This is a genomic window from Prauserella flavalba (genome assembly GCF_003202235.1).
Taxonomy (GTDB): domain Bacteria; phylum Actinomycetota; class Actinomycetes; order Mycobacteriales; family Pseudonocardiaceae; genus Prauserella_A; species Prauserella_A flavalba.
In genome coordinates this window covers 243,379-265,453 of the sequence record NZ_MASU01000008.1, presented here as the reverse complement: position 1 = coordinate 265,453, position 22,075 = coordinate 243,379, and the positions used below count along the sequence as shown (strand labels likewise).

At 72.8% G+C, this 22,075-nt stretch carries 21 protein-coding genes; 11 read left to right on the top strand and 10 right to left on the bottom strand.

What is annotated here, in order from left to right:
• Nucleotides 1–32: 32 nt before the first annotated feature.
• Both BA062_RS21660 and BA062_RS21655 read right to left on the bottom strand, forming a co-directional pair.
• Nucleotides 33–1,388 (bottom strand): MFS transporter, encoded by a 1,356-nt coding sequence (locus tag BA062_RS21660; RefSeq protein WP_110339527.1) that lies wholly within the window; start codon nucleotides 1,386–1,388, stop codon nucleotides 33–35.
• A gap of 153 nt (nucleotides 1,389–1,541) precedes the next feature.
• Nucleotides 1,542–2,171, bottom strand: coding sequence for a TetR/AcrR family transcriptional regulator (locus tag BA062_RS21655; RefSeq protein ID WP_110339525.1), 630 nt, complete (start codon nucleotides 2,169–2,171; stop codon nucleotides 1,542–1,544).
• Between the two features lie 114 nt (nucleotides 2,172–2,285).
• On the opposite strand from BA062_RS21655, the gene BA062_RS21650 reads away from it, so the two are divergent.
• Both BA062_RS21650 and BA062_RS21645 read left to right on the top strand, forming a co-directional pair.
• Complete coding sequence (locus tag BA062_RS21650; RefSeq protein WP_110339523.1) at nucleotides 2,286–3,182, top strand: shikimate dehydrogenase; 897 nt, start codon at nucleotides 2,286–2,288, stop codon at nucleotides 3,180–3,182.
• On the top strand, nucleotides 3,169–4,983 hold the full coding sequence (locus BA062_RS21645) for a bifunctional sugar phosphate isomerase/epimerase/4-hydroxyphenylpyruvate dioxygenase family protein (protein ID WP_110339521.1): 1,815 nt from the start codon (nucleotides 3,169–3,171) through the stop codon (nucleotides 4,981–4,983). The genes BA062_RS21650 and BA062_RS21645 overlap by 14 nt, the downstream gene beginning before the upstream one ends.
• A 183-nt stretch (nucleotides 4,984–5,166) precedes the next feature.
• On the opposite strand, the gene BA062_RS40255 is transcribed toward BA062_RS21645, so the two are convergent.
• A complete protein-coding gene (locus BA062_RS40255; RefSeq protein WP_210406947.1) occupies nucleotides 5,167–5,517 on the bottom strand; it encodes a hypothetical protein in 351 nt (116 codons plus the stop codon).
• A gap of 117 nt (nucleotides 5,518–5,634) precedes the next feature.
• Here BA062_RS40255 and BA062_RS21635 point away from each other — a divergent pair, with 117 nt between their 5' ends.
• Entirely contained in the window at nucleotides 5,635–5,901 is a 267-nt protein-coding gene (locus tag BA062_RS21635) for a hypothetical protein (RefSeq protein WP_110339519.1), read from the top strand.
• Nucleotides 5,902–5,953: 52 nt separating this feature from the next.
• Here BA062_RS21635 and BA062_RS21630 read toward each other — a convergent pair whose 3' ends face one another.
• From BA062_RS21630 to BA062_RS21620, 3 genes are read right to left on the bottom strand one after another with little or no spacing between them, the layout of a single operon-like run.
• The gene (locus tag BA062_RS21630; RefSeq protein WP_110339706.1) at nucleotides 5,954–6,415 is read right to left on the bottom strand and encodes an NUDIX hydrolase; all 462 of its coding nucleotides are present in this window, start codon (nucleotides 6,413–6,415) and stop codon (nucleotides 5,954–5,956) included.
• Between the two features lie 23 nt (nucleotides 6,416–6,438).
• Nucleotides 6,439–8,643, bottom strand: a complete 2,205-nt coding sequence (gene recD2, locus BA062_RS21625) for an SF1B family DNA helicase RecD2 (protein WP_110339517.1) — start codon at nucleotides 8,641–8,643, stop codon at nucleotides 6,439–6,441.
• Between the two features lie 12 nt (nucleotides 8,644–8,655).
• Nucleotides 8,656–9,555, bottom strand: coding sequence for a LysR substrate-binding domain-containing protein (locus BA062_RS21620; RefSeq protein ID WP_110339515.1), 900 nt, complete (start codon nucleotides 9,553–9,555; stop codon nucleotides 8,656–8,658).
• 70 nt (nucleotides 9,556–9,625) lie between these two features.
• Here BA062_RS21620 and BA062_RS41200 point away from each other — a divergent pair, with 70 nt between their 5' ends.
• From BA062_RS41200 to BA062_RS21610, 3 genes are all read left to right on the top strand, one after another.
• A complete protein-coding gene (locus BA062_RS41200) occupies nucleotides 9,626–10,345 on the top strand; it encodes an FAD-binding oxidoreductase (RefSeq protein ID WP_342768937.1) in 720 nt (239 codons plus the stop codon).
• Nucleotides 10,237–11,001: a BBE domain-containing protein gene (locus BA062_RS41195; RefSeq protein ID WP_342768936.1), complete on the top strand. Its 765-nt coding sequence runs from the start codon at nucleotides 10,237–10,239 to the stop codon at nucleotides 10,999–11,001. Before BA062_RS41200 ends, BA062_RS41195 begins: the two co-directional genes overlap by 109 nt.
• A gap of 94 nt (nucleotides 11,002–11,095) precedes the next feature.
• Entirely contained in the window at nucleotides 11,096–12,034 is a 939-nt protein-coding gene (locus BA062_RS21610; protein WP_210406946.1) for an endonuclease/exonuclease/phosphatase family protein, read from the top strand.
• 28 nt (nucleotides 12,035–12,062) lie between these two features.
• Here BA062_RS21610 and BA062_RS21605 read toward each other — a convergent pair whose 3' ends face one another.
• A complete protein-coding gene (locus BA062_RS21605; RefSeq protein WP_110339513.1) occupies nucleotides 12,063–12,338 on the bottom strand; it encodes a PASTA domain-containing protein in 276 nt (91 codons plus the stop codon).
• Between the two features lie 116 nt (nucleotides 12,339–12,454).
• Here BA062_RS21605 and BA062_RS21600 point away from each other — a divergent pair, with 116 nt between their 5' ends.
• Nucleotides 12,455–13,318, top strand: coding sequence for a P-loop nucleotide/nucleoside kinase family protein (locus BA062_RS21600; RefSeq protein ID WP_110339511.1), 864 nt, complete (start codon nucleotides 12,455–12,457; stop codon nucleotides 13,316–13,318).
• Nucleotides 13,319–13,468: 150 nt separating this feature from the next.
• Here the strand turns inward: BA062_RS21600 and trxA are convergent, their stop codons facing one another.
• Nucleotides 13,469–13,846 carry a thioredoxin gene (trxA, locus tag BA062_RS21595; RefSeq protein WP_110339509.1) on the bottom strand — a complete coding sequence of 126 codons (378 nt, stop codon included), beginning with the start codon at nucleotides 13,844–13,846 and terminating at the stop codon, nucleotides 13,469–13,471.
• Between the two features lie 66 nt (nucleotides 13,847–13,912).
• Between trxA and BA062_RS21590 the strand changes: the two genes are divergently transcribed.
• The 4 genes from BA062_RS21590 to BA062_RS21575 all read left to right on the top strand — a co-directional run bounded on the left by BA062_RS21590 (nucleotide 13,913) and on the right by BA062_RS21575 (nucleotide 18,961).
• Complete coding sequence (locus tag BA062_RS21590) at nucleotides 13,913–14,542, top strand: alpha-ketoglutarate-dependent dioxygenase AlkB (RefSeq protein WP_110339507.1); 630 nt, start codon at nucleotides 13,913–13,915, stop codon at nucleotides 14,540–14,542.
• A 71-nt stretch (nucleotides 14,543–14,613) separates the two neighbouring features.
• Complete coding sequence (locus BA062_RS21585; RefSeq protein WP_110339505.1) at nucleotides 14,614–15,894, top strand: ATP-grasp domain-containing protein; 1,281 nt, start codon at nucleotides 14,614–14,616, stop codon at nucleotides 15,892–15,894.
• Nucleotides 15,895–15,903: 9 nt separating this feature from the next.
• Nucleotides 15,904–17,925 carry a CocE/NonD family hydrolase gene (locus BA062_RS21580; RefSeq protein ID WP_110339503.1) on the top strand — a complete coding sequence of 674 codons (2,022 nt, stop codon included), beginning with the start codon at nucleotides 15,904–15,906 and terminating at the stop codon, nucleotides 17,923–17,925.
• A gap of 130 nt (nucleotides 17,926–18,055) precedes the next feature.
• Nucleotides 18,056–18,961 (top strand): IS5 family transposase, encoded by a 906-nt coding sequence (locus tag BA062_RS21575; protein WP_110339501.1) that lies wholly within the window; start codon nucleotides 18,056–18,058, stop codon nucleotides 18,959–18,961.
• A 66-nt stretch (nucleotides 18,962–19,027) separates the two neighbouring features.
• On the opposite strand, the gene selB is transcribed toward BA062_RS21575, so the two are convergent.
• Both selB and selA read right to left on the bottom strand, forming a co-directional pair.
• Nucleotides 19,028–20,788 (bottom strand): selenocysteine-specific translation elongation factor, encoded by a 1,761-nt coding sequence (selB, locus tag BA062_RS21570; protein ID WP_110339499.1) that lies wholly within the window; start codon nucleotides 20,786–20,788, stop codon nucleotides 19,028–19,030.
• Complete coding sequence (selA, locus tag BA062_RS21565) at nucleotides 20,776–22,068, bottom strand: L-seryl-tRNA(Sec) selenium transferase (protein ID WP_110339497.1); 1,293 nt, start codon at nucleotides 22,066–22,068, stop codon at nucleotides 20,776–20,778. The genes selB and selA overlap by 13 nt, the downstream gene beginning before the upstream one ends.
• Nucleotides 22,069–22,075: the final 7 nt, after the last annotated feature.

Here is a 22,075-nt window from a genome sequence, read left to right as displayed (position 1 = left end):
TTACCCTAGCCGGGCACGCGCGAGGAGCGCGCTCAGGCCGACGCGGCCGCCGCGTTCGCCGACGAGGGCCTGGCGTCCTTCTGGCCGAGCAGTTCGGTCGGCACCCGGTAGGTCTCCTTGCCCGTGGCCACCGCGATCGCGTTGACGAGGCACAGCGCGGCGGTGAAGACGGCGACGGCGACCCAGTTGGACCCGTCGTCACCGGCGAGCGCCGCCGAGATGCTGGGCGTGAAGCCGGCGACGGCGAAGCCGATCTGCGTGCCGATCGCCATGCCCGACAGTCGCACCTTCGCGGTGAACATCTCGCCGTAGAACGACGGCCAGATCGCGTTGGTGGCGCTGTAGACCACACCGAACATCAGGATGCCGACCGCGAAGATGAGCCCGAGGTTGCCCGTCGAGATCGCCCACAGGTAGGCGAAGATCAGCACGGCGCACCCGAGGGAGCCGCCGATGAACACCGGCTTGCGGCCGATCCGGTCGGCGAGGATGGCCCACAACGGGATCGCGACGAGCGCGACGACGTTGGCGAGCACGCCGACCCACAGCATCGGGGTGCGCTCCACGCCGACGGTGTTGACAGCGTAGGACAGCGCGTACACGGTGAAGATCGTGCTGACCGACGCGATCACGGCGGCCACGATCACACGCAGCACGTCGGCCCAGTGGTCGCGGAAGAGCACCACCACGGGCAGCTTCGCCTTGTCCTGCGCGACCTCCTCGGTGAACACCGGGGTCTCGTCGAGCGTGCGGCGGATGACGAACCCGACCACCACCACGACCGCGCTGAGCCAGAACGGCAGCCGCCAGCCCCACGACATGAGCTGCTCTTCCGGCATCGCCGCGATGGGCAGGAACGCCGCCGTGGCAAGGATCTGCCCGGCCTGCGTGCCGCTGAGCGTGAAGCTCGTGTAGTAGGCCCTGCGGTGCGCGGGGGCGTGTTCGAGGCTCATCGAGTTGGCGCCGGCCTGCTCGCCCGCCGCGGAGATGCCCTGCAGCAGGCGCAGCGTCACCAGCAGCACGGGCGCCAGCACGCCGACCTCGTCGTAGGTGGGCAGGCAGCCGACGAGGAACGTCGACACCCCCATCAGCAGCAGCGTGAAGACGAGGACCTTCCTGCGGCCGAACCGGTCGCCGACGTGGCCGAGCACGAAGGCGCCGACCGGCCTGGCGAGGTAGCCGACGCCGAACGTCGCGAGGGCGAGCAGCGTGCCGGTGGCCGGGTCGGCGTCGGGGAAGAAGATGTCCGAGAACACGAGCGCGGCGGCGGTGCCGTAGATGAAGAAGTCGTAGTACTCCAGCGCACTCCCGATCCAGGCCGCCAGTGCGGCCTTGCGGGGCTTGCCCCGAGGCGCGGCTGCCTCGGTGGGTCCGGAGGGAGACGTCACGGTGTGCTCCTCTGTCGCTGCTCCGTTGCGGGAACAGGGGGCGATCCAAAGATCGTACGTACTAGATAGTTATGTACTAGATGGTTAATAGGGATGTTGTGATGCCGCCACCCGGTTTGTCAAGCGTGCGTTTTCTGCGCGGACCTCGCGGGCTCAGCGCGCGGTGAGGTAGTCGAGCACGAGCTCGCCGAGCATCGTCCGGTAGTGCTCCCGCCGGGCCGGGTCGAGCATGTCGCGCTTGAAGATCGCCTCGAAGGTGTGCCGGTTGGCGGTGCGGAAGACGCAGAACGCGCTGATCATCATGTGCACGTCGAGCGGGTCGACGTCGGCACGGAACCTGCCCGCCGCGCGGCCGCGCTCCAGGATGCGGGCCAGCACGTCGAGCGCCGGGTTGGCCAGGCTCGACAGCACCGACGACGTGCCGATGTGCTCGGCGCGGTGGATGTTCTCGATGCTGACGAGGCGGATGAAGTCCGGGTGCGACTCGTGGTGGTCGAAGGTCAGCTCGGCCAGCTGCCGGATCGCGTCGACGGGGTCGAGGTGCTCGACGTCGAGCTCCTGCTCCAGTGCGCGGATGGTCGTGTACGCCTTCTCCAGCACGGCGACGAAGAGCTGCTCCTTGCTGCCGAAGTAGTAGTAGAGCATCCGCTTGGTGGTGCGCGTCTTCGCCGCGATCTCGTCCACCCGCGCGCCCGCGTAGCCGTGGTCGGAGAACTCGCGCGTGGCCACCTCGAGGATCTCCGCCCGGGTCCGCTCGGCGTCGCGAGCAGGCTGCGCTGCCAACGAGTCCCCCTTCGTCCGACGGTGAGAGATGCCACTCTAGCTGGCAGTACTTCCCGGCTCCGCACGGCGCCGCTACAATTAACTAGCTGGTTCGTTCAATGTTGGGGAGAGTTCGTGTCGCCACCGCACACCGAAGGCAGCTACCTCGTCGGGCTCGTTGGCACGGGCATCGGCCCGTCGCTGAGCCCTGCGCTGCACGAGCGCGAGGCCGACGAACTGGGCCTGCGCTACCTCTACCGCAGGCTCGACCTCGACGTGCTCGGCCTGAAGGCCACGGCGATCGGCGACCTCGTGGCCGCGGCGAAACTCGCCGGCTTCGACGGCCTCAACGTCACCCACCCCTGCAAGCAGCTCGTACTCGCCCACCTCGACGAGCTCGCCCCGGAGGCCGAGGCACTCGGCGCCGTCAACACCGTCGTCTTCGAGGGCGACCGCGCCATCGGGCACAACACCGACTCGTCCGGCTTCGCCCGCAGCGTCGGGCTCGGCCTTCCGGACGCGGCACTCGACGACGTCGTCCTGCTCGGCGCGGGCGGGGCCGGCGCGGCGGTCGCCCACGCTCTGCTGACGCTCGGCGCGGGCACGATCCGGATCTTCGACGCCGACCCCTCGCGCTCCGGGGCGCTCGCCGACGCGCTGCGCGGACGGTTCGGCGCCGAGCGCGCCGAGGCCGGCAGGCTCGACCGCGGCGACGGGCTGGCCGCGGCGCTCGCGCGGGCCGACGGGCTCGCGCACGCCACGCCCACCGGCATGGCCGCGCACCCCGGCCTCCCGCTGCCCGCCGAGCTGCTGCGACCCGGGCTGTGGGTCGCCGACATCGTGTACCGGCCGCTCGACACCCCGCTGGTCACCACCGCGCGGGAGCGCGGCTGCCGCGTGCTCGACGGCGGCAAGATGGCCGTCTTCCAGGCCGCCGACGCGTTCCGGCTGTTCACCGGCCACGAGCCGGACGCGGGCCGCATGCTCCGCCACTTCGACGCGCTCACGGGAGAGACGCATGTCCGCACCTGACCGCCCCCGGCACGGCATCGCGACCGTGTGCCTGTCGGGCACCCTGGAGGACAAGCTCGCCGCGGCGGCCGCCGCCGGGTTCGATGGCGTGGAGATCTTCGAGAACGACCTCGTGTCGGCACCGGCCTCGCCCGCCGAGGTCCGGGCCCGGTGCGCCGACCTCGGCCTCTCGATCGACCTCTACCAGCCGTTCCGCGACTTCGAGTCCGTGCCGCCCGACGTGCTCGCCGCCAACCTGCGGCGCGCCGAGCTCAAGTTCGACGTGATGGAGCGCCTCGGCGCCGACACGATGCTCGTGTGCTCCTCGGTCTCGCCCGACTCGGTGGACGACGACGACCTCGCCGCCGAGCAGCTGCACCTGCTCGCCGACCGCGCGGCGGCCAGAGGCCTGCGCATCGCCTACGAGGCGCTCGCCTGGGGCAGGCACGTCAACACCTACGACCACTCGTGGCGGATCGTGCGCCGCGCCGCGCATCCCGCGCTCGGGCTGTGCCTCGACAGCTTCCACGTGCTCTCCCGCGGCAGCGACCCCGCCGGGATCCGCGTGATTCCCGGCGACAAGATCTTCTTCCTGCAGCTGGCCGACGCGCCGAAGCTGCACATGGATGTGCTCCAGTGGAGCCGCCACCACCGGCTCTTCCCCGGCCAGGGCTCCTTCGACCTCGCCGGGTTCGTCTCCACGGTGCTCGGCACGGGGTACGCGGGACCGTTGTCGCTGGAGGTGTTCAACGACGTCTTCCGGCAGGCCGACCCCCGGAGGGCCGCCGTCGACGCGATGCGCTCGCTGCTCGCCCTGCGCGAGGACTCCGGTGACGCCACGCTGCCCCCGGCACCCGCGTTGTCCGGGCACGCGTTCACCGAACTCGCCGTCGACGGCACGTCGGGGCCGGTCGTCGCCCGCGCGCTCACCGCACTCGGCTTCACGCACACCGGGCAGCACCGCTCCAAGCCGGTGCAGCTGTGGGAGCAGGGCGAGGCCAGGATCCTGCTCAACGCCACCCCGCGCGCGGCAGCCGGTGCCGAGGTGGCCGCGCTCGGCGTGGAGAGCGCCGACCCGGTGACCTCGGCGAAGCGGGCGGAGGCGCTGCTCGCCCCGGTGCTGCCCCGGCAGGCCGGTGCCGACGAGGCCGCGCTGTCGTCGGTGGCCGCGCCCGACGGCACCGCGGTGTTCTTCTGCCGCAGCGGCGACTGGCGGTCCGACTTCGCCCCCGCCGGTGCCGGCCGGGCACCGGGCGCGGGCCTCACCGGCACCGATCACGTGTCGCTCACGCAGCCGTTCGACAACTTCGACGAGGCCGCCCTGTTCTACCGCTCGGTGCTGGGGCTCGATCCCGAGCCGGCGACCGAGTTCGCCGCGCCGTTCGGGCTGGTGCGCAGCCGGGCGGTGACCGACGAGGCGAAGCGGGTGCGGATCGCGCTCAACGTCGCCCGCCTGCGCCGGGGCGAGTGGGCGCCGCGTGTCCCGTCGCCGCAGCACGTGGCGTTCGGCAGCGACGACGTGATCGCGAGCGCCGCCGCGATGCGGGAACGCGGCGCCCCGCTGCTGGAGATCCCGGACAACTACTACGACGACCTCGACGCGCGCCTGGCGCCGCCGCCAGGGCTGCTCGCCGCGCTGCGCGAGCACTCCGTGCTCTACGACCGCGACGAGACCGGCGAGTACCTGCACTTCTACACCGAGGTCCTGGGCGGGCGCGTGTTCTTCGAGGTGGTCCAGCGGCTGCACGGCTACGCGGGTTACGGCGCCGTCAACGCCCCCGTGCGGATGGCCGCTCACCGCAGGCTCAGGGCCCGGACATAGTGGTGCGGGCAGCCAGCACCCCATTTAGCCGGCTGCCCGCACCTCCACTTGGGGCCGTGCGGATGCCAGGCACGACACCGTCACCTGGCTGCACGCCCCCGATACCATCCGGCGATTTCCCCGCCACCGGTCGGTACCTGCCGCGGACGGACCCCGTTTTGATCCACCCATTTCACCGCGGCCCTAACGGGCGAACGCATACAGCTTGACGCCGGCCGGCGTGGCACGGCAGGGCCGAAAGCCCTCAATTCGCTCCCGGCGTGGCCGGCGCCGCGCGCCCAGTGCGGCATAGCAGGAGGGGCACACCAGCAACCGGTGCAGCACGCCGACGAGCGTGGCCTCACACGAGGCGTGGCAGCGGGCGCATTCGAACTCGATCGCCGAGGCGAGGCTGTGCAGCCCGATCTCCCTGCACACGGGGTACGACGCGAGAACGCGGACGGATCGCCCGCCGCCCAACAGGATTCGCCGGCGACGGCGCCCCGTCACGCACACGCGTCCCGGGGCGGCCGTCCTCTCCGGCATCGTCGTCATGATCGATACGTACCCGGCACGGCCGGGAGAAAACAACCACCCGAGCGGTTTGGGACGTCACCCGGCTGGGTACATATGCGTCGCCGCGTGTCCGCCCCGCCGCGAGGGAGCCGTGTCATGGAAGCCAACCTGCCGACCTTGGACAGGGACGCGTACCTCGGCTACCAGGCGACGGAACTGCTGATCACCACGCGCAGCCGCGACTCCCACCACGCCGTCCAGGTGATCCGCCATGTCTTCGCCGAGGCGGGCACGGCCGCGGGGATGTGGCTGGCGAACTGGTACTTCGACACCGTGACCCGCACGAGCAGCGACCCGGCGATGCACGCCATCGTCGACGACTGCATCCGCGCACTGGAACAGACCTACGGCCGCCGCCGCTGACCCCGGTTCCCGACTGCAGTGAAGGCCACCTTCACTGCGGTCCCGCCGCGACTCAGCGCAGGGCTGCGAGGCGGTCGAGGAAGACGCGCTGGGCCTTGACGAGCTTCTCCCCCGCCTCCGCGAGCGGGAACCACGCGACCCGGTCCAGCTCGGGAAACTCCTGCACCCGCCCAGATCTCGGCGGCCATTCCAGCTCGAACGTGCCCGGCACGACGGCCGAGGGATCGAGGTCGCCCTCCAGCGCCCACACGGTGACCACCTTGCCGCCGGACTGCCGGACCTCGCCGAGCGGCGCGAGCTCACCGTCGGGCGCGGGCAGCCCCAGCTCCTCGAGGAACTCCCGGCGCGCCGCGGCCACGGGCTCCTCGTCGTCGGCGTACTCACCCTTCGGCACGGTCCACGCACCGGCGTCCTTGCGCGCCCAGAACGGCCCGCCCATGTGACCGAGCAGCACTTCGGTGTCGTCACCGGTGCCGCGATGGAGCAGGATCCCCGCACTGCGCTTGGCCGCCACGGCCGCCATTCTGCCGGGGCGGCTCAGGCGCGCAGGCGGTGGGCCAGCGCGGTGTGCCTGCGCCCGGCTCCGGTCGTGCGCACCGCCTGCCCGATGGCCCGCTTCGACCCGATCAGCACCACGAGCTTCTTCGCCCTCGTGACGGCGGTGTAGAGCAGGTTGCGCTGCAGCATCATCCACGCGCTCGTGGTCACGGGCACGACGACGCACGGATACTCGCTGCCCTGCGAGCGGTGGATGCTGACCGCGTAGGCGTGGGCCAGCTCGTCCAGTTCCGTGAACTCGTAGTCCACGTCCTCGCCGTCGTCGGTGCGCACGGTGAGCTTCTGCTCGTCGGTGTCCAGCGCGGTCACCACGCCCTGCGTGCCGTTGAAGACCCCGTTGGCGCCCTTGTCGTAGTTGTTGCGCAGCTGCGTGACCTTGTCGCCGGGCCGGAAGACGCGGCCTCCGAAACGGCGTTCGGCCAGGCCGGGCCTGGCCGGGGTGAGGGCCTCCTGCAACCCCGCGTTGAGAGCGCCCGCGCCCGCCGGGCCCCGGTGCATGGGCGCGAGCACCTGCACGTCACGCCGCGCGTCCAGCCCGAACTTCGCCGGGATGCGCCGCGCGACGACGTCGACGGTGAGCCGCGCGGCCTCCTCGGGATCGTCGACGGTGAAGTGGAAGAAATCGGGCAGGCCCTGGGTGAGCGGGTAGTCGCCCGCGTTGATGCGGTGGGCGTTGGTCACCACGCCGGACTTGCTCGCCTGCCGGAAGATCCGGGTGAGCCGGACGTGCGGCACGGGCGTGCCCTCGGCGAGCAGGTCGCGCAGCACCTCGCCCGCACCCACCGACGGCAGCTGGTCGACGTCGCCGACGAGCAGCAGGTGGGTGCCGGGCGCGACGGCCTTGGCGAGCTTGTTGGCCAGCAGCAGGTCGAGCATCGACGCCTCGTCCACCACCACGAGGTCGGCCTCCAGCGGCCGGTCCCGGTCGTAGGCGGCGTCGCCGCCGGGTTTGAGCTCCAGCAGCCGGTGCACGGTCGCGGCCTCGTGCCCGGTGAGCTCGGTGAGCCGTTTCGCCGCGCGCCCGGTGGGGGCGGCCAGCACCACCTTGGCCTTCTTCGCGGCCGCGAGCGCGACGATCGAGCGGACCGTGAAACTCTTGCCGCAGCCGGGACCGCCGGTGAGCACCGCGACCTTCTCGGTGAGGGCGAGCCGCACGGCGGCCTCCTGCTCGGGGGCCAGCTCAGCACCGGTAGCCCGGTGCAGCCACGCCAGGGCCCTGCCCCAGTCCACGTCCGCGAACGCGGGCAGCCGGTCGGCGGAGGTGCGCAGCAGCCGCAGCAGCTGCGCCGAGAGCGCCACCTCGGCGCGGTGGAACGGCAGCAGGTAGATCGCCGCCTCGGGGTCATCGTCGTCGCCGGGCAGCTCCTCGCGGACCACACCCTCCTCGGCCACCAGCTCGGCCAGGCAGTCGATCACGAGCCCGGCGTCCACGGAGAGGATCTTGATCGTCTCGGCGATCAGCTCCTGGTCGGGCAGGTAGCAGTGGCCGGAGCCGCTCGCCTCGGACAGGGTGAACTGCAGGCCCGCCTTGATCCGTTGTGGACTGTCATGCGGGATGCCGACGGCCTTGGCGATGGTGTCGGCGGTCTTGAAGCCGATGCCCCACACGTCGGAGGCGAGGCGGTACGGCTCGGTGCGCACCACGTCGATCGCGGTGTCGGCGTACTGCTTGTAGATCCGCACGGCCAGCGACGTGGACACCCCGATGCCCTGCAGGAAGACCATCACCTCCTTGATGGCCTTCTGCTCCTCCCACGCGCGGGCGATCAGCCCGGTGCGCTTGGGGCCGAGGCCGGGCACCTCGATCAGCCGCTTCGGCTCGCGCTCGATCACGTCCAGCGCGTCGACGCCGAAGTGCTCGACGATCTTGTCGGCGAGCTTGGGGCCGATGCCCTTGACCAGCCCGGAGCCGAGGTAGCGCCGGATGCCCTGGACGGTGGCGGGCAGCACCGTGCGGTAGTCCTCGACGTGGAACTGCCTGCCGTACTGGGGATGCGAGGCCCAGCGCCCGCGCATCCGCAGCGCCTCACCGGGCTGCGCGCCGAGCAGCGAGCCGACGACGGTGACGAGGTCGCCGCCCCGGCCGGGGTCGACGCGCGCGACGGTGTAGCCGGTCTCCTCGTTGGCGAAGGTGATGCGCTCCAGCGTCGCCTCGAGCGTCGACCAATGGATCTCCCCTGCCACGCGCCTGTCCTATCACGACGCGGCGACGGTGAAGCCGGCGAGCGAGGTCCGCGCGTGGTCGAGGAACGCTTGTGCGGCGGGCCCGCTCGGCCCCGCCGCCCGCCACGCGAGCGCCACCGTGCCGCGCAGCCGGGGACGCACGATCGGGACGCCGCACAGGTCGGCGCGGTCGCGGGCGGTGGACTCGGGCACGATCGCCACGCCGAGTCCGCGGCTCGCCAGGTCGGCCAGCACCCCGGGATCGCCCGCCTCGAACGCGATGCGCGGCGTGATGCCCTCGGCGGTACACGCCTGGTCGAGGATCGCGCGCATCCCCCCGCCGGGCGGCAGGCTGATCAGCGCCCGGTCGGCGAGCGCCCGCAGCGGCACCGTGTCGCGCCCGGCCAGCGGGTCGCCGGGCCGGACGGCTGCGACCAGGTACTCGTCGAGCACGGTCTGGGTGGCGAGGCCCTCGGGCGCGCTGCCGCCGAACGCGACGAGCGCCGCGTCGAGCCCGCCGTCCCGCACGCCGTCGAGAAGCGTGCCCGCGTCGGACTCGGTGAGCGTCACCTCCACGCCGGGGTGCCGCTCGTGGAAGCTCGCCAGCAGGTCCGCGACGCCGAGTGGCGCGCACGAGGGCAGCGTGCCCATCGCGACGCTGCCGCGCAGCAGCCCGGTCAGCTCCTCCACGGCGCACCGTGCGCCGTCGACGGCGGTGAGCGCGGCCCGCGCGTAGGGCAGCACGGCGGAACCGGCCTGCGTGAGCCGCACGGCGCGGCCCGAGCGGTCCAGCAGTGGCTGCCCCAGCTCGCGTTCGAGCTGCCGGATCTGGGCGCTCACGCCCGGCTGGGCGACGTGCAGCTTCTCCGCGGCGCGCGTGAAGCCGCCCTCGTCGACCACGGTGACGAAGTACCGCAGCTGCCTCAGCTCCATAACCAGACATGATAGCTATGAGCAGAAATAGCTGTTGGACTTCTGGAAAATCCGGCCCCAGGCTGGGCTCATGACCGCTTCCGCGACTCACCTCGACCACCTCGCCCGCCACGTCCGCGGCCCGGTCCACCTGCCCGGCACCGAGGGTTACGCCGACGCACGCTCCGGCTTCCAGCGGGCGCTGACCCACCGGCCCGCCGTGGTCGCCGAGGCGCTCGACGCCGCCGATGTCGGCGCGGCGGTACGGTTCGCGACCGCGCGCGGACTCGCCGTCGCGGTACAGGCCACCGGCCACGGGCTCGTCGCGCCCGCCACCGGGGACGCGATGCTGATCAGCACGCGGCGCATGGACTCCGTGCGCGTCGACCCGGTGGCCCGCACGGCGTGGCTCGGCGCCGGGGTGCGCTGGCGGCGAGTCCTCGACGCCACCGCCGCGCACGGGCTGGCTCCGCTGAGCGGCTCCTCCCCCGGCGTCGGCGCCGTGTCCTACACGCTCGGCGGCGGCCTCGGCCCGCTCGCCCGCCGCTACGGCTACGCCGCCGACCACGTGCGCCGCGTCGAGCTCGTCACCGCGGACGGCGAGGTCCGCGAGGTGAGCGCCGACAGGACCCGGACCTGTTCTGGGCGCTGCGCGGCGGCGGCGGCAACTTCGGCGTCGTCACCGGGCTGGAGCTCGGCCTGGTGCCCGTGGCGCGGCTCTACGGCGGCGGTCTGCTCTTCGACGGCGCTCACGCCGCCGAGGTGCTGGAGGCCTACCGGAGCTGGACGGCGACCGTGCCCGCCGAGCTGACGTCGTCGGTGGGCATGGTGCCGGTGCCGGACGCACCCGGCGTACCGGAACCGTTGCGGGGCAGGCATCTCGTGCACGTGCGCATCGCCCACCTCGGCGGCGAGGCGGAGGGCGAGGAACTGGTGGCGTCGCTGCGGGCCGTGGCGCCACGCCTGCGCGACGAGCTGGGCGAGCTGCCCTACTCCGCCACGCCCACCATCTACAACGACCCTTCCGATCCGCACGCCTACGTGGGCGACAACACGTTCGTGCGCGGGCTCGACGCGGCGGCGGTGCGCTCGCTCGTCGCCCTCGCCGGACCGGGCGCACCGGTGCCGTGCGTGGTGGACCTCCGCCACCTCGGCGGCGCCCTGCGCAGTGGCGGCACCGGCGGCGCGGTCGGGCACCGCGACGCCGAGTTCCTGGTGCGCGTGCTCTCGGGGCTCGACGAGGAGGTGGACGCCCCCACGGCCCGCGGCGCGCACGCGCAAGTGCTCGCCGCGCTGGGGCCCGCGACGCTCGGGCGTTCGCTGAACTTCGTGTACGGCACGGTGGCCGACGCGCGCACCGGCTACGACCCCGGCGACCACGACCGGCTCGCGAGGCTCAAGGCGGTGCACGACCCGGCCAACGTGTTCCGCTTCAACCAGAACATCGCCCCGGCGACGAGTGCGTGAACAAGGCACGAAGGCCCTTGCCGCCCCGGCGTCGCCGCGAGGACAGTGAGCACGTCACTGTCGTCTCGGGGGGCGCCGGTGAGCGGAGGTCGTGATGATCGCGATCGGCACGTGGAACCTGGAGAACCTCTTCCAGCCCGGCGGGGAGGCCGGACCGCGCACGCGCGACGCCTACGAGGCCAAGCTCGCCGCGCTCGCACGCACCATCCAGAGTCTGGAGCCGGACGTCCTCGCCGTGCAGGAGGTCGGCGATCCGGACGCGTTGCGCGAGCTCGCCGACCGCGCGGGCGGTGACTGGGAGATCGAGCTGGCCGAACCCGACACGCGCGGCATCCGGGTCGGGTTCCTCTCCCGGCTGGCGCTGGCCGGCCTCGAGGAGGTCGCGGAGTTTCCCGGCAGGCTCGCGCCGGTGCAGGTGGACGACGACGGGCGCACGACCGGCCGCATGGGCAGGCCCGCGCTCAAGTCCGTCGTGCGCACGGGCGGGCTCGACGTGACGCTCGTGTCGTGCCACCTCAAGTCGAAGCTGCTGACCTTTCCCGGCGGCCGGTTCGCCCCACGGGACGAGGACGAGCGTGCCCGGTTCGCCGTGTACGCGCTCGGCCGCAGGGCCGCCGAGGCGGCGACGGTGCGCGAGTTCGCGACCCGGCTGCTCGACGGCGAGGGACGACGGCGGGCGCTGGCGGTGCTCGGCGACCTCAACGACGAGCAGTACGCGGCGACCACGACCCTGCTGCAGGGGCCGCCCGGTTCGGAGCTGCACACGCCGGGCTTCGACCGCGACGACCGGGGAGACGGCGCGCGGCTGTGGAACCTCGCCCCGCTGATCGAGGAGAAGCACCGGTTCTCCAGGACCTACCAGGGCCGGCGAGAGCTGATCGACCACATCCTCGTCAGCCACCGGCTCGTCGGGTCCGTGAGCGCGGTGGTCACCGGCGAGGGCGGCGACTCGGTGACCGACGACCCGGGAGAGCGGCGCGACGCGCCCGGCTCGGATCACCGGCCCGTGCTCGCGCGCCTCGATCTCGGCTGAGTCATCACCGTCCGATGCGGACAGTGCGTCAGACGGGATCCAGCTCGCCCGACTCGACCGGTGTCGGCGGCACCAGCACGGTGTCCGTCTCGCGGCCCGGGTGGGTCCACAGCACCACCTGGGTGCCCTCCTCGGCCCCGGCGGTGCCCACGGGACGCTGCGCCGTGACCACGCCGGTCGTCGGCTCGGCGCCGTCGTCCGGGCCGACGGGAACCAGGCCGGCGCGCCGCACGATCGAGCACGCGTCCTGCGCCCCCAGCCCGACTACGTCGGGCACCTCGGTCACCGGTCGAGGTCGATGCATGGTCCAAGTGTAGGAGCCTTGTCGACACGACGGGCGCTTCCGGCGGCTGGCGTATCACCGGCCGCGTGAACGGTCGGGTCTTCCCTCACGACCCCCTCGGGTCGCACACTGGGAACGTGGTCAACGGACCGCGTTCCACCGTCCGCGAGCAGGCCCGAACGCTCGCGCGGCATCATGCCACCGCCGACCGGGGCCGCGAGAGCCAATGGGCGGCGACGCGCGAACGCTGGCGTGCCGTGCGCGCGGGCGAGATCAGGCGCCTCGCCGGTGAGTTCCTGGCCGGGCGCGAGCCGCTGTTCGCCGACCGGGCCGAGCGGGGCAGGGTGGTCGCGGCCGGCGGCGGCGGGTGGGTCGACGGGCTCGACGAGGCCACCGGCGTCGCCGCAGGGCTGGAGGCGGAGGGCCGGGCCGAGGACGCGGCGCTGCTGCTCGCCGAGTACACCGAGCACGCCGGCGACCCGGCTCCGGACACGCTGCGGCACCACTACCTCGCCTGGCACGCGCTCGCCGCCGGCCACACCGAACGCGCGCTGCGGCACCTGCGGCAGGCGACCGTGCGGCTCATCCTCGTCGGCGGGCTGCCCGGCTCGGGCAAGTCGACCCTCAGCTGCGCGCTGGGCGATCACCTGCACGCGCCGGTGCTGAGCCTGCGCGACCAGGAGCACGCCGAGCGGTCCTACCCTGAGCTGCTCAGGCGCGCGGCGACCCGCCTCGGGATGGGCACGCCGGTGGTGCTCGACGCGTCGTGGATGGCGCCGGAACACCGCATGGCGGCCACCGATCTCGCGAGGGAGACCCACAGCAAGCTGGTGCGGCTCTGCTGCTGGGCACCGAAGGCGATGACGGCGCGCCGGGGCGGCCCGGGCTCGGAGCAGTGCGCCAAGGCCGAGGAGCACGTCAACCCCTGGCCGGGCGCCTACACGATCATCACCGCGGGCAGCCCCGCCGACTCCCTCACCCAGGCCCTCGACTTCGTCTAGCCCTGCGCTTCCGCAGTGAAGGCCACCTTCACTGCGTTCAACGCAATGAAGGTGGCCTTCACTGCGGACGAGCGTCAGATGCCCAGCGAGCAGTTTGTGCGCCCGGGCCCGCGCTCCGGTGGAACCACCCGGATGGGGGGTCGCCCGCGCTCAGGCCTGCTTGTTCTTCTTGCCCTGCTCGTCCAGTTCCCTGCGGACCTCGTCCATGTCCAGGTCGCGCACCTTGCCGATCAGCTGCTCAAGGGCGTGCTCGGGCAGCGCGCCCGGCTGCGCGTACAGGAGCACGCCGTCGCGGACGGCCATCAGCGTCGGGATCGAGGAGATGCCGAACGCCTGCGCGATCGAGGTCTGCGCCTCGGTGTCGACGGTGCCGAACACGATGTCGGTGTGCCGGTCCGCCGCCTGTTCGTACACGGGTGCGAACTGACGGCACGGCCCGCACCACGAGGCCCAGAAGTCGACCAGCACGATGCCGTCCTTTCCCACGACCTCCTCGAAGTTGTCGCTGGTCAGCTCCACGGTCGCCATGCGAATCCCTGCTTTCCGCTCCACTCGGGGTAGAACACTTGTTCGATAGCCGGTAGGCTCACCGGCATGGATGTCGCACTCCAGGGTTCCCTGTTCGGGGCGAGCGATGCCACCGCGCTCGGCCCGCTCCACGACGTCCGGCGCACGGAACTGGGCGCGGGCGCGTGGGTCGACGTGCTGCCGGGGTGGCTGACGGGGGCCGATGTGCTGTTCGAGCGACTGGCCACGGGGGTGCCGTGGCACGCGGAACGCAGGCGGATGTACGACCGCACCGTGGACGTGCCGCGCCTGCTCAGCTTCTACGGCGAGGACGACGAGCTGCCGGATCCGGTGCTCACGCGGGCGCGCGAGCTGCTGAACGAGCACTACGGTGCCGAGCTCGGTGAGCCGTTCCGCACCGCGGGGCTGTGCTACTACCGCGACGGGCGCGACAGCGTCGCGTGGCACGGCGACACGATCGGCAGGGGCAGCACCGAGGACACGATGGTGGCGATCCTGTCGGTGGGCGCTGCGAGGGCATTGCTGCTGCGGCCGAGGGACGGGCCGGGCGGCACGGTGCGCTACGGGCTCGGCCACGGCGACCTGATCGTCATGGGCGGGTCGTGTCAGCGCACGTGGGAGCACGCGGTGCCGAAGACGAGCAAACCGGTGGGGCCGCGCATCAGCATCCAGTTCCGGCCCCGCGGCGTGCGGTGATGCCGGTTTAGCAACTCCGGCAATGGTCATCCTGGGAACTCCAGTCAGCGTTCCCAGGAAGGAAGGCAGCCGTGCCCGAGAACATCTTCGTCCTCGGACTCGACGACGCGAACCGCGAGGTGCTCGAACGGCTGCCCGGCGCGGAGAACTACCGGTTCCACGGTCTGCTGGACGTCGGCGCGATGCGGATCGGCGACACCGACTACGAGCGGCTGCTCGACAGGGCGAACCGGGAGCTCGACGCGTTCGATGGGCCGGTGCACGCGATCACGGGGTACTGGGACTTCCCGGTGACGTCTTTGGTTCCGGCTCTGTGCGAGCCGAGGGGGCTGCCGTGCCCGAGCCTGGAGTCCATCGCCAAGTGCGAGCACAAGTACTGGAGCAGGCTGGAACAGCGCGCGGTGATCGACGAGTACCCCCGGTTCGGGCTCGTCGACCTCGACGGCGAGCCCGCACTGCCGGAGGGGCTGCGCTACCCGGTGTGGCTCAAGCCGGTGAAGTCGGCCTCGTCCAAGCTGGCGTTCGAAGTGGACGGTGACGAGGCGCTCGCCGAAGCCGTGCACACGATCCGGGAGGGCATCGACGACGTCTCCGGCCCGTTCGACGCCGTCCTCGCCAGGCTGGATCCGCCACCGGAGATCGCCGAGGCGGGCGCGCGGGCGTGCCTGGCCGAGGAAGCCGTCGGCGGTGCGCAGATCACCGTCGAGGGCTACAGTGTCGACGGCGAGCCGCACGTGTACGGCGTCGTCGACTCGGTGTCCTATCCGGACAGTTCGAGTTTCCTGCGCTACCAGTACCCCTCGACCCTGCCCGCGCCCGTGCAAGAGCAGGTCACGGACATCTCGAAACGGCTCTGCACGCGGCTCGGGCTGACGGCCACGACGTTCGACATCGAGTTCTTCGTGGACGAGGACGCCGCCCGCGTGTGGGTGCTGGAGATCAACCCACGGCTGTCGCAGTCCCACGCGCGGCTGTTCGAGCACGTGGACGGCGTGTCCAACCTGCACTGCATGGTGAGCCTCGCGCTCGGCCGCGACCCGCGGATGCCGCAGCGCGAGGGCCGGTACGCGCTGGCCGCCAAGTGCTTCCTGCGCCGGTTCACCGACGGCGTCGTGCGCCGCGTGCCCACAGCGGAGGAGGTCGAGCGGATCGAGCGTGAGGTGCCCGGCGTCTCGATCGACCTGACCACCGAGGAGGGCGCGCGGCTGTCCGCACAGTACGCGGCCGACAGCTACAGCTACGAGCTGGCCGACCTCCACATCGGAGCCGACGACCAGGCGGAGCTGACCGCGAAGTACGAACGGTGCGTGGAGGCGCTGCCGTTCGAGATCGAGGAGCGAGCCGACGACTAGGAGGCGTTGTTGCGGACGGTGACCTCACTGCCGTACGAGGTGCGCGAGGACGACTGCGTCTGGATCCCGATGTCCGACGGCGCACGGCTCTCGGCCCGGATCTGGCGACCCGTGTCGGCGGACGACCACCCCGTGCCCGCGATCCTGGAGTTCATCCCCTACCGCAGGCGCGACCTCACCGCACAGCGGGACTCGGTGCACCACCCCTACCTCGCCGGGCACGGCTACGCCGCCGTACGCGTGGACCTGCGCGGCAGCGGCGACTCCGACGGCATCCTCGCCGACGAGTACCTGGAGCAGGAGCTCGCCGACGGCGAGGAGGTGCTGGCGTGGCTGGCCGGGCAGCCGTGGTGCGACGGCAACACCGGCATGATGGGCATCTCGTGGGGCGGGTTCAACGCGCTGCAGCTCGCCGCGCGGCGCCCGCCCGGCCTCGGCGCCATCGCGACACTCAGCTCCAGTGACGACCGGTACGCCGACGACGTGCACTACATGGGCGGCTGCCTGCTCTCGGACAACCTGTCGTGGGCGTCGACGATGTTCGCGTACAACTCGTGCCCGCCCGACCCGGCCGTCGTGGGTGAACGCTGGCGGGACATGTGGCTGCACCGCCTGCGGCACAACGAACCCTGGCTGATCGAATGGCTGCGGCACCAGCGGCGGGACGATTACTGGCGGCACGCGTCGGTGTGCGAGGACTACGTGGCGGTCGGCTGTCCCGTGCTGGCGGTCAGCGGCTGGGCCGACGGCTATTCGAACTCCGTCTTCCGGCTGCTCGCCGAGCTCGACGTGCCGAGGCAGGGCCTCATCGGGCCGTGGTCGCACAAGTACCCGCACCTCGGCGAGCCCGGCCCGGCGATCGGCTTCCTGCAGGAGCTGGTGCGGTGGTGGGACCACTGGCTCAAGGGCGACGACAACGGTGTGCTGGACGAGCCGATGCTGCGGATCTGGATGCAGGAGAGCGTGCGCCCTTCCACGGCCTACGAGGAACGGCCCGGCCGCTGGATCGGTGAGCCGAGCTGGCCGTCACCGCATGTCGACCCGCTGCGGCTCACACTGCTGCCCCAGCGGATCTCCACCGATGGCGCCGCCGAACCGGAACGCGAGCTGAGCGTGGAGTCACCGCTGTCGGTCGGCCAGTTCGCGGGCAAGTGGTGCTCCTACAACGCACCGCCCGACCTGCCCTACGACCAGCGCGAGGAGGACGGCGGCTCGCTCGTGTTCGACAGCGAGCCGCTGCGCGAGCGCCGCGAGATCCTCGGCGCGCCGGTGGCGGAGCTGGACCTCGCCGCCGACCGGGAGTGCGCGATGGTGGCCGTGCGCCTGTCCGACGTGGCGCCGGACGGCAGGGCCACGCGCGTGAGCTACGGCCTGCTCAACCTGGCCCACCGGGACGGGCACGACCGTCCGGAGCCGCTGGTGCCAGGGCAGCGCTACCGGGTGCGGGTGGCGCTCAACGGCGTGGCGCAGGCGTTTCCGGCGGGGCACCGGATCCGGCTCGCGATCTCCACGTCGTACTGGCCGCTCGCGTGGCCGCCGCCGGAACCGGTGCGGCTGAGCGTGTTCGCCGGAAGCAGCACGCTGGAGCTGCCGGTGCGCCCGCCGAGGGAGGACGAGTGCGTGCCCACGCGGTTCGGCGAGCCGGAGGGCGCGCCGCCGATCACCACCACGCGCGTGCGCCCCGGCGACGGGCGGTGGACGGTGTCGCGGGATCTCGTGGACTACCACTCGGCGCTGGAGGTGGTGAAGGACCTCGGCGTGGTCCGGTTCGAGGACATCGGCCTCGACGTGCACCGCAACGCCTACGAGAGGTACGAATGGGTGCGCGACGACTTCCAGTCGGTGCGCGGCAGCGTCGACTGGACGATGCGGTTCGCGCGCGGTGACTGGGATGTGGAGACCACGACGTCGACCACGCTCACCTGCACGCCCACGGAGTTCCACGTGCACGCGCGGCTCGACGCCTACGAAGGCGGCCAGCGGGTCGTGTCCCGCGACTGGGACACCACCGTCCCCCGCGACCACGTCTAGCGCCTGTTTTAATGCGCTGATCTGGAAAGTTTCTGGTCAGCGTGGTGATCACGGCGTGTCAGAGGTCAGATAGTCGAGGTCTCCGGTAGATCGATCAACGACCAAGTAGATCGAGAACACCGGAGACCTCGTGGCCAGCGTAGCGGCGACGGGGCGAGCCGACCTGACCGACGCGCAGTGGGCGGTGCTGGAACCGCTGCTGCCGGTGGGACAGAAGCCGGGTCGCCCACCGAAATGGACCAAGCGTCAACTTCTTGACGGAATCCGGTGGCGGGTGCGTGTGGGCGCTCCCTGGCGCGATGTCCCACCGGTGTATGGGTGCTGGCAGACGGTCTACGGGCTGTTCCGGCGCTGGCAGCGCGCTGGCGTGTGGGCGGTAATCCTGGCGGCGTTGCAGGCCAGAGCCGATGGAGCCGGGGTGATCACGTGGGACGTGAGCGTGGATTCCACGATCAACCGAGCGCATCAGCATGCGGCGGGCGCGCGGTCCGATGGTGACCTTCAGCAGGAACCGCCGGGTGGGGTGGGTGAGCCCGAGCCAGCCGATCACGCGTTGGGCCGGTCTCGGGGTGGATGGACTACCAAGCTGCATCTGGCGACCGAGCAGGGGCAGAGGCCGCTGTCCTTGCTGGTGACCGCAGGGCAGTGGGGGGACAGCCCGCAGTTCGAGGCGGTGCTGGCCGGAATCCGGGTCGCCCGAGTTGGTGGTGGGCGAGCCCGGACCCGACCGGATCGGGTGCTGGCGGACAAGGCCTACAGCTCCCGAGCTAACCGGGCCTACCTGCGCAAGCGCGGGATCGCGTGCACGATTCCCCAGCCCGCCGATCAAATCCGGCATCGCCGCAAGCGTGGACGGGCGGGTGGTCGACCACCCGCGTTCGACCCGCACACCTACACGCAGCGCCACGCGGTCGAATGCGGGATCAACCGCCTCAAACGTAACCGAGCTGTGGCCACTCGATATGACAAGCTCGCGGTCCGCTACGAAACGACAGTCCACATCGCCGCGATCAACGAGTGGCTACCTCGCTTATAAAACACGCCCTAGCCCCGACCGCAGTGAAGGCCACCTTCACTGCGTTCAGCGCAGGCATGGTGGCCTTCACTGCGGCCGGCCACGGGGGACGCGGAGGCGGCGGGCGCCGTCGGCGTCCCGCGCCGTGACCCCCTCGGCGTCGAGGCGTTCCAGCAGCGGCACGGCGACGCGCCGCGTGGTGCCCAGGGCGCGCCGCGCCTCGCTCACCGTGAACGGCTCGGCGAGCCCGCCCAGCACCCGCTCCGCGTGCCGCAGCGCGTCCGGCGCGAGCACGATCGTCTCGGTGAGCCGCAGCAGCCTGCCCGCGCGCTCGGCGGCGGCCAGCTCCTTCGGGCCAAGGCCGAGTGCGGCGAGGTCGCCGGCCTCGGGCGCGCGGAACGGTTCCTCCGCGAGGCTGCGCAGCAGCGCGGCGACGGCGCGGCCGACGGATTCCGGCAGGCTGCCCTCCCGCTCCGGGCGCAGCACGAGTCCGTCGTGGACGGTCAGCCCGGTACCCTCCAGCGCGGCGGGCAACAACGCCGCGGGTACCCCGAGTGCCCGCCGCAGCGCGTCGGCGGGCATCCCGGCCGCGAGCGGATCGGCCGCGGTGAACGACTCGACGGCCTCGGCCGCCCGCGCGGGCAGGGCGGCGAGCAGGTCCGCGTCGACCGCCCACTCCCCCACCGTCACACCGGCGGGCTCCCAGCCGAGCGCCCGCAGCCGCGCGAGCGGCACGGCGCCGTGGCGGCGCACGTGGGCCGCGGCGAGGTCGCCGCGCCCCAGCTCGTGTGCCCGCGCGGTCGCCGCGCCCCGGCGGCGCAGCGGGGGCGGTGCGGGGTCCAGCACCTCGGCTCCGGCGGGGACCCGGTGCTCGCCGGGATCACGCAGCAACCCGGTGTCCCCGGCCCGCAACGGCAGCGGGCTCGCGAGCGCGAGCCGGGCCGTGTCCGTCCCCAGTGGACGAACCCGGCACGGCACGGCCGCGGCGCCGACGTGCAGCACCAGCTGGCGGTGCAGGTCGGCGGCCTTGTCGCCGCGCAGCCGCACGTCGATCTCCCGCGTGTTCTCCCACGCACCCGGTGTGACGAGCGCGTCGCCGCGCCGCACCCGGTCGCGGTCGACGCCACGCAGGTTCACCGCGACCCGCGCGACCGCGGCGACCTCCTCGCGGGCCTCACCGAGCGACTGCAGGCCGCGCACCACCACGCGCTCGCCGGTCCCAGCGAGCAGCAGCTCGTCACCGGCGCGCAGGGTTCCGGCGCCGAGGGTTCCGGTGACGACGGTGCCGGCACCGCGCACGGTGAACGCGCGGTCGGCCCACAGGCGCACCTCCGCGGTGCGCGCGGGCGCGGGCAGGCGGCGGACCAGCGCGAGGAGTTCCTGCCGCAGCACCGGCAATCCCTCGCCGGTGCGGCCGCTGACGGCGACGGCGGGCACGTCGCCCAGTGTGGTCGCCGCGAGGCGCTCCCGCGCCGAGGCCAGCACCGGTGCGGGATCGGCGCGATCGGCCTTGGTGACCACCAGCAGCCCGTGCCGCACGCCGAAGGCGTCGAGCGCGGCGAGGTGCTCGCCCGACTGCGCCTGCCAGCCCTCGTCGGCGGCGACCACGAACATCGCCGCGGCGACCGGCCCCGCTCCGGCGAGCATGTTGGGCACGAACCGTTCGTGGCCGGGCACGTCGACGAACGCCAGCACCTCGCCGTCGAGCTCGGTCCAGGCGAAGCCGAGGTCGATGGTGAGGCCACGGCGCCGCTCCTCGGCGAGCCGGTCGGGCTCCATGCCGGTGAGGGCACGCACGAGAGTGGACTTGCCGTGGTCGACGTGCCCCGCGGTGGCTAGGACGTGCATCGTGCCACGGCCTCCCGCAGGAGCCGGTCGTCGGCGGGCGCGACGGTCCGGAGGTCGAGCAGGCACCGGCCGCGCTCGACCCGCCCTGCCACGGCCGGGTCGCCGAGCCGCAGGCGGCGCGCGTACGACTCGGGCAGGCTGACCGCGGCGCTGCGCAGTTCCACACCCGGCGCCCCGCCGCCGCCCACTGCGGCCCGCGCGTCCACGGCGACGGCGTCGGCCCCCGCCTCGCGCAGCTCGGCGGCGAGGCGCTCCGCGCGCTCCCGCAGGGCTTCCGGGTCCGCGTCGAGGGCGGCGCGCACCGGCGGCACCGGGCCGCGCAGGGTCGCCTCCAGTGCCGCCAGTGTCAGTTTGCCGACGCGCAGCGCCCGCGCGGCGGGATGGCGGCGCAGGCGCTCCACGAGGCCGGGCTCCCCGAGCAGCAGCCCCGCCTGCGGGCCGCCGAGGAGCTTGTCTCCGCTGGCGGTGACGAGCGAGGCGCCGGCACGCAGCGCCGTGGTGGCGTCCGGCTCGTCCGGCAGCAGCGGATCGGGGCGCAGCAGCCCGGAGCCGATGTCCGCGACCACCGGGACGCCAAGCTCGGCGAGCTCGGCGAGCCCGGCCTCGGCGGTGAAGCCGCTGACGCGGAAGTTGGACGGGTGCACCTTCAGCACGAACCCCGTCTCCGGGCCGACGGCCCCGGCGTAGTCGCGGGCGGTGGTGCGATTGGTGGTGCCAACCTCGCGCAGCCGCGCCCCGGCCGACTCCAGCAGTTCCGGGATCCGGAAGCCGTCGCCGATCTCGACGAGCTCACCCCTGCTGACCACGATCTCCCTGCCCTGCGCCAGGGCGAGTGCGCAGAGCAGGAGCGCGGCGGCGTTGTTGTTGACCACGTGCACGGCGCCGGCCCCTGGCACGGCCTCGGCGAGCGCGGCGAGCGCCCCGCGGCCCCGCCCGGCGCGCTGCCCGGTGCCGAGATCGAACTCGACGTCGGTACTGCCGCCCGCGGCGCGCACGGCGTCGAGCGCGGCCGCGGACAGCGGGGCGCGGCCGAGGTTGGTGTGCACCACCACGCCGGTGGCGTTGAGCACGGGCCGCAGCGACGAGGCCGTGGCGGGCAGTGCGGCGACGGCCTCCTCGGCGACGTCCTCGGGCGCGATCTCCCCGGCACGGGCGCGGTTCTGCGCGGCGATGACGGCCGCTTTCACCAGCGCGGGCCCGAGCTCGGCCGCCGCCTTCGCGAGCCTCGGCTCGGCGAGCAGGGTGTCGGTGCGCGGGATGCGCCGCCGCGGGTCGGTCATGGCGGCG

Bases quoted from the DNA above. Each gene is read 5' to 3' on its own strand.
- BA062_RS21645 (WP_110339521.1), top strand. From the start codon at position 3,169: ATGTCCGCACCTGACCGCCCCCGGCACGGCATCGCGACCGTGTGCCTG.
- BA062_RS40255 (WP_210406947.1), bottom strand. From the start codon at position 5,517: ATGACGACGATGCCGGAGAGGACGGCCGCCCCGGGACGCGTGTGCGTG.
- BA062_RS21635 (WP_110339519.1), top strand. From the start codon at position 5,635: ATGGAAGCCAACCTGCCGACCTTGGACAGGGACGCGTACCTCGGCTAC.
- BA062_RS21620 (WP_110339515.1), bottom strand. From the start codon at position 9,555: ATGGAGCTGAGGCAGCTGCGGTACTTCGTCACCGTGGTCGACGAGGGC.
- BA062_RS41200 (WP_342768937.1), top strand. From the start codon at position 9,626: ATGACCGCTTCCGCGACTCACCTCGACCACCTCGCCCGCCACGTCCGC.
- BA062_RS21610 (WP_210406946.1), top strand. From the start codon at position 11,096: ATGATCGCGATCGGCACGTGGAACCTGGAGAACCTCTTCCAGCCCGGC.
- BA062_RS21605 (WP_110339513.1), bottom strand. From the start codon at position 12,338: ATGCATCGACCTCGACCGGTGACCGAGGTGCCCGACGTAGTCGGGCTG.
- trxA (WP_110339509.1), bottom strand. From the start codon at position 13,846: ATGGCGACCGTGGAGCTGACCAGCGACAACTTCGAGGAGGTCGTGGGA.
- BA062_RS21590 (WP_110339507.1), top strand. From the start codon at position 13,913: ATGGATGTCGCACTCCAGGGTTCCCTGTTCGGGGCGAGCGATGCCACC.
- selB (WP_110339499.1), bottom strand. From the start codon at position 20,788: ATGCACGTCCTAGCCACCGCGGGGCACGTCGACCACGGCAAGTCCACT.
- selA (WP_110339497.1), bottom strand. From the start codon at position 22,068: ATGACCGACCCGCGGCGGCGCATCCCGCGCACCGACACCCTGCTCGCC.